The following is a 17,596-nucleotide window of genomic DNA, read 5'->3' as shown; positions in this document are numbered from 1 at the left end:
GGCTATATTGATTGGCAATACTAAATAAAATTTAAAGGAGACAGCTATGCCAGCTCATAACAATGGCCGTCCCCCTGAGGCCGTATATATTCATATTCCGTTTTGCACGAATAAATGTTTTTACTGTGATTTCAACTCCTACGTGCTGAAGGATCAGCCCGTAATGGATTATCTGCATGCGCTTGACCGGGAGATGGAGCTGACCGTGCAGCAGACTCCGCCGGGCGTGATCAAGACGATCTTTGTCGGCGGCGGAACGCCGACTGTACTCAAGCCGGATGAGATGGCTTATTTCCTGGCCTCGGTCCGCAGACATTTTCCGCAATGGGATGATAATATCGAATTCTCGATGGAGGCCAACCCCGGCACAACGGATATCGAGAAGCTTACTGTAATGAAGGAAGGCGGGGTCAACCGGGTCAGCTTTGGGGTGCAGGCATTCCAGAACGAGCTGCTGAGCGGGATCGGCCGGATTCATAATGTCGATGACGTCTACCGCAGTCTGGAGAATGCGCGCAGCGTAGGGCTGAACAACCTGTCGGTCGACCTGATGTTCGGCCTGCCGAACCAGACCGTGGATATGCTGCGGGAGAGTGTCCGCAAAGCGCTGGAGCTGAACCTGCCGCATTATTCGATCTACAGCCTGAAGGTGGAGGAGAATACGCTTTTCCACACACTGTTCAATAAGAACAAGCTTCCGCTGCCAAATGAAGAAGACGAGCTGGAAATGTATCTGCTGCTCATGTCTGAAATGGAGAAGGCGGGTTATATCCAGTATGAGATCAGTAACTTTGCCAAACCGGGCATGGAGAGCCGTCATAATATAACGTACTGGCACAATGAGGATTATTACGGTCTTGGTGCAGGGGCGCACGGATACGTCAAGCGTCAGCGGCATATCAATATAAAAGGGGTTAATCCCTATAATGAAGCTTCGCGCAGCGGGCTTCCGCGTCTGGATTCCTTTGAAATTTCGGAGCAGGAAGCGATGGAAGACTTTATGATGGTCGGTCTGCGCATGCGCACCGGCGTTTCGGACAGTGCATTTCAGGCCCAGTTCGGCAAACCGCTCGAGGATATATTTGGTACACCGCTGCATAAACTGCTGCATGCCGGGCTGCTGGAGCAGGAGGGTGGCACCTACCGGCTGAGCAAGCAGGGAATCCTGTTCGGCAATGATGTTTTCGGGGAATTTGTCGGACTTTTAACAGAGGTTTAATTTTGAAATGCCTCTTGAATTGTAATTCACCTTGTTGTATATTTATTCATATTAACAACGAGGGGTGATTTAAAGTGCTTGTCAAGACGGAAAAGGTCCGCCAGTCGGCTCCTGCGGGAGAATCTAAAGTGATATGCAGAAATGCTACGGTGGAAGATGTGGAGCCGCTGTACTTAATGATAGAGGAGTATGCGCAGCGCGGAATTATGCTCCCCCGTTCCAGGCAAGCGCTGACCCGCCAGATCGACCAGTTCGTCATTGCTGAAATTGACGGCTTGTTTGTGGGCTGCGGTTCGCTGTTCAGACTCGGAAATGATCTCGTTGAAGTCCGTTCCATCGGCCTGCGCGATGAAGGCAAGGGCAAGGGTGTCGGCTCCATGATTCTGGAGAAGCTGACGGAGGAAGCAAAACGTCAGGGGATTCCGAAGATTATGGCACTGACCTATGCGGTTGATTTCTTTCTCAAAAACGGATTCACCGTGGTAGAAAAGGAAATCTTCCCCGAAAAGGTATGGACGGATTGTGTTAACTGCAAGAAGCAGCATGCCTGTGACGAAATTGCCGTCATGAAAAGATTAGATTAAACAGGCAGCCGTATGCTGCCGCGTAACCATATATAAAGAGCCGCCGTTCCTCGGGGAGTTCATTCCCGCGGACAGCGGCCTTTTTTTACATTTCATAAAGTATATTTATTAGTTGGCATAGATCAGCTTACGCTGCTGCTCTATGAGTTCAGCAAGCTCTGGTGTAGCATAGGCAGGTGGATTAAAGGAGGGCGACAGCGTATTATAAACGATGGTCATGGCAGGCCCGTCCTTCAGTTCGATTTCAAGCCAGTACTTATCGCCTACCCAGCTTTTGGTTTCCTTATACAGCTGATCAAAAGGGATGTATTTCAGCTTAGGAAACTCTTTTATAAAAAGTTCTGCAGCTTCCGGTGTGAAGTCCATCAAGTGTGTTGTGCCGTCCATCCCGCTGATGAAGCGGACCGCTGTTATTTTACCGGAGATATCGAGCAGATCATTAAGCGTTTCTGCTTTGGGGTTACTGTGGGCTACGAACAGCCTGTCGCCTGCCCATAAGCGGGCAGATGCCTTATACCCGGATACTTCATTCAGCTCTGTACCGACCTCAAGCAGGGTGGAATCGCCATCCCGCATTTCTGTACGCGGACACTGGTGATCGGCTTTACGGTAGGTGATTTCCCCCAGCTGTTTGCCTTTATTATGCTCGCCGGCCGGATTGGCATAATCCTCATTGTAAACAACGCCGCCCCACTGCAGTACCGAGATATAATCCACATCACCGTAAAAGCATTTGTTTTGGAGAGCTGTCTCTCTCATATAAAACGCAACAGCACCAGCCAGAATCAGCAACGCGGGCAGGATGATGAACAGGAATCTTCTTCGTTTCATAAAAGCTTATTCCCCCTTTTATGTACAGACGAAAGCTGATCATGGAGGTTGCGCCAAATTTCCCGAATATGGAATGAAATTTGTTCAGGCCGTTATCCAAATCCGGAAGGAAACTGACTTGACAATCTCAAGGTCAGTTTGGTATTTTTGTATTAGTGGTTAGCACTCATCTAAGTAGAGTGCTAACGAATCGGAGCCACAGCCGATAGGAGGGAATAACATGTTAACTGAACGCCAGAGAATGATCCTTAATGCTATCGTGGATGATTATATTTCTTCCGCTGAGCCTGTAGGCTCGCGCAGCATCTCCAAACGTGGTGATGTGGGCTACAGCCCGGCAACCATCCGCAACGAAATGGCTGATCTGGAGGAATTAGGTTATCTTGAACAGCCGCATACATCGGCTGGAAGAATTCCTTCACATAAAGGCTACCGCTATTATGTGGATCATATGGTTCCGTGGAATTCCGCCGGAACGGCAGAGATGGGCACGATCCGCGCCTTTTTCGCCGAGAAGCTGAACGCTACTGAACAGGTTATCCAGCATGCGGCAATGATTCTTTCCAATATGACGAATTACACTTCCATCCTTTTGGGACCGGAGGTTTTTCATACTTCATTGCGCCATTTTCAGCTGCTTCCGCTTGACGGCAACAATGCCGTGGCGATTATTGTTACCAGTACCGGGCAGGTAGAGAACCGTACGGTTCAGATTCCGCCGGAGATTTCCCTTTCCGAAATGGAAAAGGTCGTAAATCTGCTGAACAGCAAGCTGGTGAACGTACCGCTCTACAAGCTGAAGAGCCAGCTCTATTCCGAGCTGGGCGAGGAGATGCAGCGTCATATCTCCCATTACGAAGAGTTAATGCAGGTGCTTGACCAGGCGCTCGAAAGCGATCATGACCAGCGCATCTATCTGAGCGGAGCAGCAAATATGCTGACCCAGCCGGAGTTCAAGGATGTCGACAAGGTCAAGACGATTCTCGATCTGCTGGAGCAGACACCGACCCTGCTGAAGATGCTGTCCCCCGCTTCCGGCGGAACCGGTATACAGGTCCGCATCGGAACGGAGAATAAGCATGAGGCCTTTGCCAACTGCAGCCTGATCACAGCAACGTATTCACTGGACGGCAAGGCGCTGGGCAGTATCGGCATCCTGGGTCCGACCCGGATGGAATACGCGCGCGTGATGGGCATCCTCGGGATTTTATCCCGGGATTTGACAGCGATGCTGGCACACTGGTATAAGTGAACAGAGTGTAATTGATTTGCGTGAATGAATTGAAGGAGGTGAAGACAACTTGAAAGAGGAACAGGTTCAAGATCCGAATGAATGGAATGACGAGGCAGCAAATGAAACCCTGGCGGCCGATGAGGCCGAAGCCGTTGCAGAAAGCACGGCAGATATCGAGGAGGCTTCTAATAGCGGTGAAGCTGCTAAGCGCCTCCAGGAGCTGGCAGAAGAGGCTCAGGCCCGTACACTGCGCGTGCAGGCGGATTTTGATAACTTCCGCCGCCGTACCCAGAAGGAGAAAGAGGAACTGGCGCAGTATGCCACTTCCAAGCTCGTTACAGAATTGCTTCCGGTACTCGACAATTTTGAACGTGCGCTGGTCACTGCTCCGGGCGGCACTGAATCGGAGGCCTTCACCAAAGGCATCAACATGATTTTCCGTCAGCTGGAAGGGGTATTGAAGTCTGAAGGCCTTACAGCGATGGAAACGGTAGGACAGCCATTTAACCCTGAATATCATCAGGCGATTATGCAGGTGGAGAGCGAGGAGCACGAGGAAGGCATCGTGACGGAAGAGGTCCAGAAGGGCTATCTCCTGAAGGATAAGGTTCTTCGTCCGGCCATGGTCAAAGTCAGCATGTAGTCTGTCAATATACTTTGGCATCTGAGTTTTCTAACTATTTATACATTTGCTGGAGCCTGGGCTCCATAACATTTTGAGGAGGCATATTACAGTGAGTAAAGTAATCGGGATTGACCTTGGAACCACCAACTCTTGCGTTGCCGTTATGGAAGGCGGCGAAGCCGTCGTTATTCCTAATCCGGAAGGCGCGCGTACAACCCCTTCGGTTGTAGGCTTTAAGAAAGACGGCGAGCGCATCGTCGGCGAAACAGCAAAACGCCAGGCGATCACTAACCCTGACCGTACAATCGCTTCGATTAAGCGTCATATGGGTACGAACCACAAAGAAAGCATCGACGGCAAAGACTACTCTGCACAGGAAATTTCCGCAATGATCCTTCAGAAGCTGAAATCCGATGCTGAAGCATATCTTGGACAGACTGTTACCCAGGCGGTTATTACAGTTCCGGCTTATTTCAATGACAGCCAGCGTCAGGCAACCAAGGATGCTGGTAAAATTGCCGGCCTTGAAGTTCTGCGTATTGTCAATGAGCCAACGGCTGCAGCGCTTGCTTACGGTCTTGAGAAGGCTGAAGACCAGACCATTCTCGTATATGACCTGGGCGGCGGTACATTCGACGTATCGATCCTTGAGCTGGGCGACGGCTTCTTCGAAGTAAAAGCTACCAGCGGTGATAACCGTCTGGGCGGCGACGATTTTGACCAGGTTGTTATGGACTTCCTCGTAGCTGAATTCAAGAAAGAGCAGGGTATTGACCTGAGCAAGGACAAGGCTGCTGTACAACGTCTGAAGGATGCTGCTGAAAAAGCGAAAAAAGAACTGTCCGGCGTACTGACTACCACTGTATCCCTTCCGTTCATCACGGTTGTTGACGGCGTGCCTCAGCACTTGGAAGTTAACCTTACCCGTGCCAAGTTCGACGAACTGACTGCAGGACTGGTAGAACGCACACTGGGACCTACACGCCAGGCGCTGAGCGATGCAGGCATGACTCCTGCTGACCTGGACAGAATCGTGCTAGTCGGCGGTTCCACCCGTATTCCTGCCGTACAGGATGCGATCAAGAAGCTTACCGGCAAAGATCCGCACAAAGGCGTTAACCCGGACGAAGTAGTAGCCCTGGGTGCTGCAGTTCAAGCAGGCGTATTGACTGGTGATGTTAAAGACGTGGTACTGCTTGACGTAACTCCGCTGTCCCTCGGTATTGAAACTGCAGGCGGCGTATTCACGAAGATGATCGAGCGTAACACTACTATTCCTACAAGCAAATCCCAGGTGTTCTCGACCTTTGCCGACAACCAGCCAAGCGTGGAAATTCACGTATTGCAGGGTGAGCGCCAAATGGCGAACGGCAATAAGACACTGGGACGCTTCATGCTGAACGAGATCCCGCCGGCACCGCGCGGCGTACCGCAAATCGAAGTTACTTTTGACATCGACGCTAACGGTATTGTTAATGTATCGGCAACAGACAAAGGCACGAACAAGAGCCAGAAGATCACGATCACTTCTTCCAGCGGCCTGAGCGATGCTGAAGTTGAACAAATGATGAAGGATGCCGAGCTGCACGCTGAGGAAGACCGCAAGCGCAAAGAACTGGTTGAAGCGAAGAACAATGCTGACCAGCTCGTGTATTCCACAGATAAAGTAATCAAAGATCTTGGCGATAAAGTAGATGCTTCCGAAATCGAAAAAGCCAATGCTGCTAAGGATAAAGTAAAAGCGGCACTGGAAACCGATAACCTGGAAGAAATCAACGCGGCTACAGAAGCACTGAATGAGATTGTACAGCAATTATCCGTGAAGCTGTATGAGCAGGCTGCACAGGAGCAACAAGGTGCTGAAGGGGCTCCGGAAGGCGCTAAAAAGGATAATGTTGTTGACGCTGACTATGAGGTTGTTGACGACGAGAAGAATCAAGGGTAACCTTAAACGATAAGTTTATTCTGTACGAAGGGAAGGTCAAGACCGGGGCATCCCGTGTTTTGGCTTTCCTTTTAAAATATAAGAATTTATATGTTTTACGCTATAAATAATCCTTATATTTCTCGCAGAAACGGATACCGTCCTGTTTAGGACGGTAAAGTCGTTTCTACTTGACATGTTACAGGGGAATTGAGTACTGATGTACGGAGGTGAAAGCAGTGGCAGATAAACGCGATTTTTATGAGGTGCTGGGTCTCGGAAGAGATGCATCTGAAGATGAAATAAAGAAGGCCTACCGCAAGCTGGCGCGCCAGTATCATCCGGACGTCAACAAGGCGAGCGATGCTGAAGCCAAGTTCAAGGAAGTGAAGGAAGCTTACGATGTGCTGAGCGACGGCCAGCAGCGCGCACGTTATGACCAGTACGGCCATATCGATCCTAACCAGGGTATGGGCGGCGGCTTTGGCGGCGGAGATTTCGGCGGCGGACTCGGAGATATCTTCGACATGTTCTTCGGCGGAGGCGGCGGACGCCGTGATCCGAATGCCCCGCAGCGCGGCGGCGATTTGCAGTACACAATGACCATTGAATTCAAGGAAGCGGTATTCGGCAAAGAAACCGACATTACCATTCCGCGTACAGAGTCCTGCGACACCTGCTTTGGCTCCGGGGCTAAACCGGGTACGAAGCCGGAGACCTGTTCCGTCTGCCACGGCAGCGGCCAGCAGGAATTCGTGCAGAACACCCCGCTTGGACAGATGCGCAACCGCCGTCCCTGCTCCCATTGCAGCGGAACCGGCAAAATCATTAAAGAAAAATGTACGACTTGCGCAGGCCAGGGCAAGGTTAGGAAGCAGCGCAAGATCCATGTGCGTATTCCAGCCGGCGTAGATGACGGCGCTCAGCTGCGCATGACTGGTGAAGGTGAAGGCGGAACGCGCGGCGGTCCTGCCGGTGACCTGTACATTGTCATCCGTGTGAAGAACCATGAGTTCTTCGAGCGCGAGAACGATGATATCATGTGTGAGGTTCCCCTGACATTCGCTCAGGCAGCACTTGGTGATGAGATTGAAATTCCTACCCTGACCGAAAAGGTGAAGCTCAAGATTCCTGCGGGAACCCAGACAGGCACCTTCTTCCGCCTCAGAGGCAAAGGAGTTCCACACCTGCGCGGCAGCGGAACTGGCGACCAGCATGTGCGGGTAGTCGTGGTAACGCCAAGCAAGCTAAGCGATGAGCAGAAGGACCTGCTCCGCCAGTTCGCTTCCCACAACGGCGAGAATACGCATGAGCAGGAGCAATCATTCTTTGACCGTGTAAAGCGTGCCTTTCGCGGTGACTAAGTTTTAGTAATGAATTTAAACCAACCCCCGGATTCGCGAGGTAACGCGGAGCCGGGGGTTTTTGATGTTAGAGCTTATAAAAAAAGGATCGTGCAGGGCGGCTCATTGGGCCGCTGCACGATCCTTTTACATTCCAGCCTGCTATCAGCCTCCGTAGAGGTTATTAGCAGGCTGAGCAATAAAGAACTACTCGATCAGGCCGATCTTGTTAAGCAGCTGGTACAGTGCAGCAGCGGCTGCTTCACGGGTTGCCGGAGCAACCGGATTGAAGCTGGAGCCTGTATCGCTGCCGATGATGCCGGCTGCCGACAGGGTCTGCAGGCTATCCTTCGCGTAAGGAGCTACTTTGGCGCTGTCACTATACGTTGTGAAGGAAGGGTTGGCACTCTTCAGTTCAGTGCCGGTTAATTTAAGCGCTCTGTCCAGAATCACTGCCAGCTCCTGGCGGGTTACATTCTGGGTTGGTGCAAATTTACCGTTGCCGATTCCGAGAATCAGGCCTGCTTTGGAAGCAGCGGCCACATCCTGGGCATACCAGGCAGTGGAGCTTACATCTGTGAAGGTCACGTTGGCATCTGTCCGCAGTCCGAGCGCGCGGGTCAACAGTGCGGTGAACTCGGCACGGGTCAGGCTGCTCTTAGGCGAGAAGGTTGTTGCCGATGTGCCCTGGATGATCAGCTTGTTAGCCAGCGCCTGGATCGCTTCAGCCGAAGAAGAAGCGGAAATATCTGTAAATGCTGCGGCCGGCTTGCTTACTGCAGCGTAAGTCGAGAAGCCTGGACGGCTAACAGTAACGATTGTAGTGCCGTCTTTCTGCGGTGTGAACACAGAAGCGACTGGAGTAACTACTCCGTCATCCTCGAACAGAACACCTGCTGTATTCGGCTGGATTGCACCTGGTACAGTAAAGGATCTCTTAATAAACAGGTTGTTCGGTGTTGTCAGATACGTGCTGCCTGTTGCACTGGTCCAGGAAGCTTCAAAGGTAATTGGAGTCCCGATTACCGTGGAACCGGCTACGCTGGCTGTCAGCTTGCCGGCAGCTTCCGGCGCCTGTTTAATATCCAGCTTGAAGCTTTGGCCCGCAGGAGCGGATTTCAGCAGGGATACCGGCAGGGCAACGGCAGAACCGTTGACTGTAACAACAATGCTGCTATCGGCGTGAATGCCGGCCAGCTGAGTCACCTGGGCTGCAGTCAGATTCAGTTCAACCGCAGTATCAGTGGTTGCAGGCAATGAAATTACGACAGCTGTTTTGGTTGCTGCGGCATTAGCCAGAGCAGTTTTCAGATTGTCGTCGGTTACAGTTACTGTAGTTACACTGTCTTTGGACACAGTGGCCGGAGTCAGGGTAACCGGGGTTGTTCCTTCTGCGATCAGTGATGCAGCTGCAGCAGGGGCAACCGGAGTTGTTGGTGTAACTGTACCGCCACCGCCGCCGCCATTATTGCCGCCGTTTCCTGAGTTTGGAGCCGGCTCGTTAATAAAGCGGAATGAGGTATAGGTAGTGTAGAATTCATCTTCGTACTGATCAATCTTAATTGGCAGCTTGGAATTATCTTCGGCGTTTATTCCCAGCACTTGAAGCTTATAAACGCCATCTGTCATATAAGCAACAGCGGGCTGTCCGTTTGCATCAAGGATTGGTTCACCGTCACTGTTGTAAGGATGGTAGGTAGCACTGATAACGGTTGAGTAGTCACCCGGTTCGAAATATTTATCCGGCGAGTCGGTAGCTGCAACCTGGAAGTAACCTTTAGTTTTGTCATCCAGACCAACCAGGTCTACTTCATAGTAGTTGATGTCTTCAGCTTTCAGTTTGAAATTAAGGACTGCACCCGAGTTGTTGTACACAATCGGTGAAGTAATTACTGGTTCCTGAATTCCGGTTCCCCAGTCAGGCTGATTTGTTGTTTCATCAACATTAATGGCGAACGGCAGGTGCAGGGTAGGTTGTCCCGCAGACGTGAGAACGATATTCCCCTGCAGCATCTGCGGTTCAGTATCGGCTGATACATTAACCGTCAGATTAAAGCCGGCGGAAGCGTAAGCGGAGGCTGTTACCGTAGCTTTATCCAGCGTTGCGGTTACATTCTCCAGATCATCATAGTTCCATTCCACAGAAGCGGTGTAAGTAAGCTCTTTACCGCTGACATTTTTGAGCTGCAGTTCTTTGGAAGCTGCTGCACCTGGCAGTAGTGTTCCAAAGCTTGTGGAAGGATTATAGTTGATTACGTTTTGTGCTGAATAATTTTTGTCGAGAATAGTAATGTGTTCAACAGCCTGGAGCAATGCTGGTGTCTTGATGGCATTCTCTACGTTTGCCCGGCCCGGACCTTGAATGTACAGATCTTCCGGAGCACCTTTATAAAGGAGCTGGTCCGCAGTGTTCGCCAGAGCGGCGCGGATATCAAACGGTGTGTAATCCGGATGAGCCTGTTTAATCAGGAGCGACAAGCCTGCTACATGCGGAGTCGCCATGCTGGTACCGCTGCTGCGGTGATATGCCTGAGTGTAATCCCCGCCGTATGCCGGGTAGGTGGACAATACGCCATCACCAGGAGCGACGATATCAGGTTTGATGCTGAGGTTTCCATCCACGTTAGGGCCCAGGGAGGAGAAGTAAGTTATTTCATCACCGGCAGTCTGAGTCTGCTCGTACTCATCCCCGAAGGTGAAATAGACCGGTTTTCCATCATTCGCTAGAATGGCTCTGGCAAGTGCACGTCCCTTAGTGCCTTCAATATCGAACGCTGGAATGTAGTCATATCCGTCACCGAGATTGCTGCCGATGAATCCGTCACGGTCTTTGATACTCTCGGTAAGAATAGCCTCTTTCGTGGCAGGGTTGGCATTACCGTTAAAGATTACGATGGCCTTGGCCCCGTGCTCTTTGGCAATGGCAATTTTATCGACAAAAGCCAGGTCTCCGCGGGATACCAAGACTACAGAGCCGGTAATGTCGCGATCCGGATAATCTTCATCTGCACCAAGGTCAGCGTAAACGACCTCAACCGGTTCTGTGCCGATAATATCGGTGAAGTTATATTTTCCGAGCTCATAGGCCATTACGTGGAAATCATAATACTCAGAATAAGTAACGGTAGTTACCGAATCTGCAATTTCCGCCTTGAAAGCACCTGAGAAGGCTTTGATCGGACTATTTACAGCGCCAACCGAAATGGCCAGCTGCGACGCTGCAGGAGAGCCGAGGGAGAAATAGCCCGCTTCCCCGTTGTTACCGTTGGCAATAACCGCTACTACGCCCGAGAGTACGGCATTATTGATGGCGATGGAGTCAGGAGAGTTTACGTCTTTTTCGGAATCGGAGCCGAGCGACAGGTTGATGACATCCATGCCGTCTTTAACCGCATGCTCAATTCCGTCGATAACCTGGGCAGATGAACCGGAAGAGGTGCTCGGATCATCAAGGTTGCGCCCCAGAACTTTATAAGCGTACAGCTCAGCGCCTGGTGCTACCCCTTTTTGGGCAACATCACCTTTGGCGGCATATTGTCCGATAATCGTACCGGAGACATGCGTTCCGTGGGAGGTTCCGGCATAGCCTTTGCCGTATATATCTTCTTCGACGGGAATAGGTGCTTCTTCATAAGGATCTTCATCCTGATAAAAGGAGTCGTAACCGCCCTTATAGGCCGGTGCAATATCCGGGTGCAGATAGTCAACACCGGTATCAATGACGCCGACTTTCAGGCCTGCACCGGTAATCCCCTGCTCAGCAGCCCAATCAGCATGAATCTGCTCCAGCGGGGCATTGTCATTTCTGTAAGTAGCATCTGTTACCGTTTCATCCGGAAGGGCGTACCAGGTGCTGTTCGGATAGATGGAGGTAACACCGGAGATTTTGGCCAGCTTCGGAATTTCATTAGCCGGGACGGAAACCTCAAAGCCGTTCAGTACCGTGTCGTACTGGTAGTTGACGGTCAGGTCAATGCCCAGATCATCGGCTTTACCCAGTACTTCAGACTGCTGGCTTTTGACAGCAGCTTCTGCAGATGCCTGGGAGAGGGTGGAAATTCCCTGCTTGGCTGCGTATTTGCCTACGGCTGCAGGCTGGCCGCTCAGCTGTACAATAACACGGACATTGCCTGATGATTTGGTGTTAATCTGCGGTGAAATGTAGGTCTGATTGGAAGTTTGGGTAATTGAGGTTAAAGATTTAGTTGATGTTGGCGTCTGCGAGCTGCTGGCGGCAAAGGCCGCTCCCGGAATCATGCCTGCTGTCACTCCGAGTGACAGGGTGATGACAGACAGCTTGCGAGGTAGTTTATTCCACTCCAAATGTAATCCCCTCCAAATGTGTATGTGTACTGATACAGCTAAATTTTTCCTGCTATAGACAGCACTTCGATTCTCCTTTCTAGTAATCTGTGTTTATTTCCGTCCCGGCTAGTAGGAAAAATATTAAGAAGATTCTACCATTGGTAAAATGTAAAATCCAGTTAAAAGTGATGTTGTTTTTTTAGAAAACACTTTCTTTTGTGACGGTATAGGTAACATGTGCAAGCTTGATCAAGAGACAAAGCAGCTGAAAACTATTGAATTTATAATAAAATGACCACATTATCGATGTGAAAGTGAGGTTTGATGACATAACAAAAGGAAAACAGCATTTACTATATAAAATAAAAATAATGTAAATGTCGTTCTCTATGTAAAAAATATAAATATATTTTTTGTATTTATGGAATTATTAACTAAGTTAAGCTTGTTATCCCGAGGTATAAGGTAGGGGAAATGGGCAAAGTGCGGCCAGGGATTTTTTTGCTGATAAATAAGATTAAACATAAAAAGCGTGTATAAACCATGCAGCATCAATACAAAATAAAATGGTCCATTTGCATTTGGCATATCAGGCAGAAAGCAGGGATTACCCTTGTCAGAAAAAAGCATCCTCGCCTACTTCAAAACACCCGAAGAAGCGGAAGGTGTCTCCCGCAAGCTTCAGGTCCTGCGCGTAACCGAGATGGCTATTGACCGCTTCACCCGCTTCAGCGGGGGAGGCCTGCAGAATGCGGTAAACCCGGTGACAGGCGACCTTTCCGCTATGGATTCGATGACTGCCGAAAGCGCGCATTCCGGTATTTTAACTGCTGCGCATACCAGCTCAAGCGGGATGAGCCATGGCGGAGACGGAGGGCCGACCGGCAGAAATATTCTGCTGACGGTCATTGTACAGCCGGAATCCTACCAGCAGGCGCTATCAATCATTGAAGAAGCCGGAGGTATGATTTAAACGTATTCGCTGAATCAATATAAGGAAGAAGGAAGGCGGTAGCTGTTATGGATCGGGAGAACTCGAACATTGTCTCTAAGGTAGACAAGCAGAAATTGCTTTACGAAGCTAAACTGGAGGACGTGCAGTTTGTGGCTGCGGAAGCCGACCAGGATGATCTGGAGGCACTGGACCGCTCGCAGGAGGCAGACAAGCGCCAGCTGAACGAAATCATCAAAAAGAATAGCAGGATTTAAGTGCTGAAAAAGATGGACAAAAACCCCACGGGCTGTGGGGTTTTTTGCGTGCTGCCGTGTATAATAAAAGGACATATAAAGGCAGGGGGATTTTAATTAATGGATACGTTTATTATGTGGGGCGGGCTGGTGCTGCTGGTTGCTTTGCTTACTTTTTTGAATCAGAAGCAGATCTATTCATCCAAAGTAAAAAGGGCATACCGTGAACTCCGCAGGCTGGCGGGAAGAGTCCGTGAGGGCCGCTCAGATCCTGCCGATCTGGAGAGCTGGGAATCCGCAATTGCAGAAATGGAAAAACATCCGAATGAATATAATAAGCTGGATGCCGAAATCGGGCTGCGCGGGGTATTTGTTCTCTATTTAGAGCAGCATTATCCGCATGATCCGCGGCTTCCCGGTCTGCAGAGAGCGGCAGCGCACCGTAAGGATTCGGTGTGGGGATTGAAGTTCGGTGACTATGGTGGCAAGAAGTGAGTGCGAAGAGCAGGGTGATAGATCAAATCTTTTAAATCGTTATAATCCATAGTAGCTTTTCGGCCGTTAATATAGAATATACACCTTATGAAAATATGATAGCCGCACAATCTCAATTTGAGCTGCACAGGGAGATAGTATTATGGAGAACGTATCAGTTCCAGCAGTTACTGAGGCACTGGTAGTCAAAGCCTTGGAGAAGAACCTTGCCCTGATCCGCTTTGATCTTGACCGCAGAGTGGCCTATGTTAATGAAGTATTTGCAGGTTCAATGAAATACAAATCAGCGGATATGTACGGAATGCATCACCGGGAGCTATGCTTTCCTGAGTTTGTGAACAGTCCGGACTATGAAATGTTCTGGCAGAATCTGCTTTCCGGTAACAGCTTCCAGGATAAGATTGAACGAATGGATTCAGAGGGAAACACCGTGTGGCTCGAAGCAACCTATATGCCTATTTTTGACGAAACCAATCATCATGTCATCGGGGTCAGCAAAATCGCGACCAATATCACACACCGGCAGACCGATGTGAACCATGTGGTGGAGCAGATGCAGAGAATGGCTGACAGCCTGAACCGGCGCGCCGAGCAGGGGATCGAACGGAGCCGGGAAATGCTGCACAGCATCAACAATATCGCCGGGGTATCGGATGAGAACACCCTGATCCTGAGAGGTCTGCAGAACAAGGCCGTTGATATACAGGGGGTGGTGCAGACCATCCGCGATATTGCCTCGCAGACACATCTGCTCGCGCTTAATGCAGCGATTGAAGCGGCGCATGCCGGCGAGTTCGGCCGGGGGTTCGACGTGGTGGCCAAGGAGGTGCGGAAGCTTTCGGGTATGGTGCAGGACTCGATTGGTGAGGTTCGGAACAGCGTACAAGCAATTACTGAAGAAATCGGCAAAATGTCAGCCGGTCTGGAGCATGTCCAGGAGAGTGTTAAAGACAGCCAGAAGCAGATTGAAGTAGCCCTGGAGGAGTTTACAGGAATTGCTGCTTCCGCCAGTGAGCTGGACATCCAGGCGCGGGCCGTTATGAACATTATCTAAATCTTATTCAAAAGAGCAGCATGGCACTCCTGAAGCAAGGGGGCCATGCTGTTTTTCATTGGATATCGTTGGCTCAGGGCGAATGATTTAAGAAAGTTCTTCGACATATATTCTTTAGTTTAATCTATATAACGGGAAATTAAATATTTTGTTTTTTTATATATAAAATTTAAATAATGTAATTTTAGTATTTAAATCAATTTTTTTATATAAATGCTTTTTTATATTGACTAAGGAAAAATATGGTACTATACTGGGGTAGTATTTCTGGATCATATACCCATATTTTATAATATTAGCATATGTGGTGTTGGCCGGAACAATATATTTATATAGCAAGGGGGGGCTACCGGTGTTTATGCTCTATACATAATTGAGAGCGTTATATTTCAGGAAAGATCTAATATTGGCTGCAGGGAGCATGGATGATTATTACATTAATCGAAAACGAAAGGTGGAACAATTTGTGAAGCACAAGAAACTCGTTACCGCTGTTTTGACGTTTGCAATGGTATTTCCAGCACTTGTTAATGTATCCTATGCATCAGATGATAATTCAGAATATTACAACTACATGTCTAAATATTCAGGATTTTCGGTATCCGAATTAAAAGCGCTTGAAAGTGAGCACGGGGATTTATCGAAGTATCTTGATATAACAATACCGGCAGAGAAACTGGGTTTAACTGCACAACATGCCAAAGAAGCTGCTACAAGCAGAACTTCTTTAAGTGCTAAGGTAGCGCTGCCTGCAGCATCGGCTCAAGATGACGGATATTTTGAGTCTTTATCTTCCTATTCCGGTATCTCTGTTACTGAATTGAAAGAAATGCAGAAAGAACATGGCGATTTAAACGAGTATCTCGGCTATGCAACTGTTAAAAATGATAGTTCAAATGTCCAATTGAGCAGAAATGCAGTTATTAACAGCGATGGTGATGGTAGCAGTAAAATGACCTCCTCTGATTGGACTTATATGAAGGGCAGAGCAGATAAAGGAGATATATTGGTTTCAAAGGATCAGACCACCTATGTTTTGTGGGTTGTCGGAGTTAATCACGGTCATGCCGCGATAGTGTATACCGACAGCTCCAGAACAGTTGAAGCACTTGGAGATCCATATACCAGTGATGATTATGATATAAGCAGATGGTCTAATAGATACACCATGAGAGATTATTATCCTACTGGAACAACAGCAACACTCAGGGCAAATGCTGCTAATTATGCTTATGACAATTTGCAGGGGAAACCATATTCAGTTACAGCCAGCAGAACGGATACGAGTTCACTGCAATGTGCCAACCTGGTTTGGCAGGCCTATAAAAGCCAGAATATTGTACTAGACTATGCACTGGCTGGATGGGCAACACCAATGACCTTTGTTCAAGACTCTGATCTTACGTTATGGGGAGGAGTAAACTGGTCTACTGGAGCTCATACCTGGTAATCGACCAGTAACTGTAACTACGTTGAAATTAATTCATTTATAGGATCGGATTTGCAAGAGAGGGGTATTATAGATGCCCCTCTTTAAATTTAGAAAAATGAAAAATGAGGAAATAATATGACAAAAAAAATAGTGTTGTCCCTATTAAGTATGATCATTGTATGTATAGCGCTCTTTTTTTGGGTTTATAAAGATGAATCTGCTTCTGATAACAAAAGTGACATCGATATCGTGTCAGGTACTGCTACTGTGAATAATATTCAATTTAAGGTTTTAAAGGATAAAGCGGATCAATATGATTTGAGCGCCAGCTTTTATTATGAAGCTTTGACCTCAACATCAATAGACACAGATACATATTATTGGGAGAATAAGAAACTTATTAAAAGTCCGGACACATATAGGCCAACCTATGCAAATAAGTACTCTATTCAATCTGTTGATAATTTACAAAAACGAATGGGCTTAAGTGATTCTCCGGTTAAATTATTTGGACAGTTGTATTTCTACGGGGAAGGTCAAAATTATGAATTGTTTATATTTGACAGTTCCCGGACGGGTTCTAGTGAATGGAGAGTTGTATTTTTAAGTGATGCCTCATTTAAAGAAGTCGTAGTAAAGAAGGATCTTGATGAAGTACGTTTGGATAGTTATCAGATTTCTGAGGATGCTGTGTATTTATACACAAGAAGTAAAAATGAAAACAGCTCCGACATAGTCTTCTATAAAATCAACACCGACACGTATGAAGTCGCCAAAACCGTAGTTCCTCTAAGTAAATTTGATGTAAATAAGGTAATCGTGCAGCTGGATAAAATTTTTGTGAATAATGATGAGCTTTTAATCGATTCCTCCAGCTTTGATGAGGTGTTCGATGGAAGAGGGGTAATCCTGAGATATAATCTTGCAACAAATATTTCTCAAACTGACTTTGTAGAACATACTATTCATAAAGTAATCCCCTATAAAGATCAATATCTTGTTGTAGCTGATGAAAAAGATTCTTTTAAGCCAGTTATTAAATATTATGATCAAAATTTCAAACTGATTAAAACGGCGGAGATAAGCGTAGATTCAGAATACGGAGATCCTGTAATTGGGGCACGTGATTATTTCTTCAGCCTTAAAAATGACAGACTTTACGGCACATTATCAGTAGATGGCATAAGTAATATCAACTATTTAGTTGTGTTGGATGCTGAAAATGCAGAAATACTCTATTTGGCTGAAATTTCCTTCCAAAAAAGAGGCTATCTTCTTCAGGATGCGAGATTTCATCAAAATGTTAAGGGCAAGTTTATAGATATTATTCCATTCTGAATATGAATAATAGTTGAATAACTG

The 17,596-nt window shown here is 48.0% G+C and carries 14 protein-coding genes; 12 read left to right on the top strand and 2 right to left on the bottom strand.

Annotated features, from left to right (window positions below):
- The first annotated feature begins 46 nt into the window (after positions 1-46).
- Positions 47-1,219: a radical SAM family heme chaperone HemW gene (gene hemW, locus NST84_RS23215; RefSeq protein ID WP_342562485.1), complete on the top strand. Its 1,173-nt coding sequence runs from the start codon at positions 47-49 to the stop codon at positions 1,217-1,219.
- A 128-nt stretch (positions 1,220-1,347) separates the two neighbouring features.
- Positions 1,348-1,803 carry an N-acetyltransferase gene (locus tag NST84_RS23210; RefSeq protein WP_342562484.1) on the top strand — a complete coding sequence of 152 codons (456 nt, stop codon included), beginning with the start codon at positions 1,348-1,350 and terminating at the stop codon, positions 1,801-1,803.
- Between the two features lie 108 nt (positions 1,804-1,911).
- Here NST84_RS23210 and NST84_RS23205 read toward each other — a convergent pair whose 3' ends face one another.
- Entirely contained in the window at positions 1,912-2,634 is a 723-nt protein-coding gene (locus NST84_RS23205) for a hypothetical protein (protein WP_342562483.1), read from the bottom strand.
- Positions 2,635-2,854: 220 nt separating this feature from the next.
- Between NST84_RS23205 and hrcA the strand changes: the two genes are divergently transcribed.
- The 4 genes from hrcA to dnaJ all read left to right on the top strand — a co-directional run bounded on the left by hrcA (position 2,855) and on the right by dnaJ (position 7,781).
- Positions 2,855-3,886 carry a heat-inducible transcriptional repressor HrcA gene (gene hrcA, locus NST84_RS23200; protein ID WP_342562482.1) on the top strand — a complete coding sequence of 344 codons (1,032 nt, stop codon included), beginning with the start codon at positions 2,855-2,857 and terminating at the stop codon, positions 3,884-3,886.
- Between the two features lie 49 nt (positions 3,887-3,935).
- Positions 3,936-4,511, top strand: a complete 576-nt coding sequence (gene grpE, locus NST84_RS23195) for a nucleotide exchange factor GrpE (protein ID WP_342562481.1) — start codon at positions 3,936-3,938, stop codon at positions 4,509-4,511.
- A 91-nt stretch (positions 4,512-4,602) separates the two neighbouring features.
- Positions 4,603-6,438: a molecular chaperone DnaK gene (gene dnaK / locus NST84_RS23190; RefSeq protein WP_342562480.1), complete on the top strand. Its 1,836-nt coding sequence runs from the start codon at positions 4,603-4,605 to the stop codon at positions 6,436-6,438.
- 218 nt (positions 6,439-6,656) lie between these two features.
- Positions 6,657-7,781 (top strand): molecular chaperone DnaJ, encoded by a 1,125-nt coding sequence (gene dnaJ, locus NST84_RS23185; protein WP_342562479.1) that lies wholly within the window; start codon positions 6,657-6,659, stop codon positions 7,779-7,781.
- A 186-nt stretch (positions 7,782-7,967) separates the two neighbouring features.
- Here dnaJ and NST84_RS23180 read toward each other — a convergent pair whose 3' ends face one another.
- Positions 7,968-12,083 carry a S8 family serine peptidase gene (locus NST84_RS23180; RefSeq protein WP_342562478.1) on the bottom strand — a complete coding sequence of 1,372 codons (4,116 nt, stop codon included), beginning with the start codon at positions 12,081-12,083 and terminating at the stop codon, positions 7,968-7,970.
- Positions 12,084-12,678: 595 nt separating this feature from the next.
- Between NST84_RS23180 and NST84_RS23175 the strand changes: the two genes are divergently transcribed.
- The 6 genes from NST84_RS23175 (at position 12,679) to NST84_RS23150 (ending at position 17,572) form a co-directional block, all read left to right on the top strand.
- Positions 12,679-13,038: a hypothetical protein gene (locus tag NST84_RS23175; RefSeq protein WP_342562477.1), complete on the top strand. Its 360-nt coding sequence runs from the start codon at positions 12,679-12,681 to the stop codon at positions 13,036-13,038.
- Positions 13,039-13,085: 47 nt separating this feature from the next.
- A complete protein-coding gene (locus NST84_RS23170) occupies positions 13,086-13,274 on the top strand; it encodes a YfhD family protein (protein ID WP_342562476.1) in 189 nt (62 codons plus the stop codon).
- A gap of 99 nt (positions 13,275-13,373) precedes the next feature.
- Positions 13,374-13,748: a hypothetical protein gene (locus tag NST84_RS23165; protein WP_342562475.1), complete on the top strand. Its 375-nt coding sequence runs from the start codon at positions 13,374-13,376 to the stop codon at positions 13,746-13,748.
- Between the two features lie 142 nt (positions 13,749-13,890).
- Entirely contained in the window at positions 13,891-14,802 is a 912-nt protein-coding gene (locus NST84_RS23160) for a methyl-accepting chemotaxis protein (RefSeq protein ID WP_342562474.1), read from the top strand.
- Positions 14,803-15,268: 466 nt separating this feature from the next.
- On the top strand, positions 15,269-16,252 hold the full coding sequence (locus NST84_RS23155) for a hypothetical protein (protein WP_342562473.1): 984 nt from the start codon (positions 15,269-15,271) through the stop codon (positions 16,250-16,252).
- Positions 16,253-16,369: 117 nt separating this feature from the next.
- Positions 16,370-17,572: a hypothetical protein gene (locus NST84_RS23150; RefSeq protein WP_342562472.1), complete on the top strand. Its 1,203-nt coding sequence runs from the start codon at positions 16,370-16,372 to the stop codon at positions 17,570-17,572.
- Positions 17,573-17,596: the final 24 nt, after the last annotated feature.

Source organism: Paenibacillus sp. FSL R7-0345 (assembly GCF_038595055.1).
Lineage (GTDB): Bacteria > Bacillota > Bacilli > Paenibacillales > Paenibacillaceae > Paenibacillus_AQ.
The sequence above is the reverse complement of the archived record's forward strand: the minus strand, read 5'-3'. Positions and strand labels throughout refer to the sequence as shown.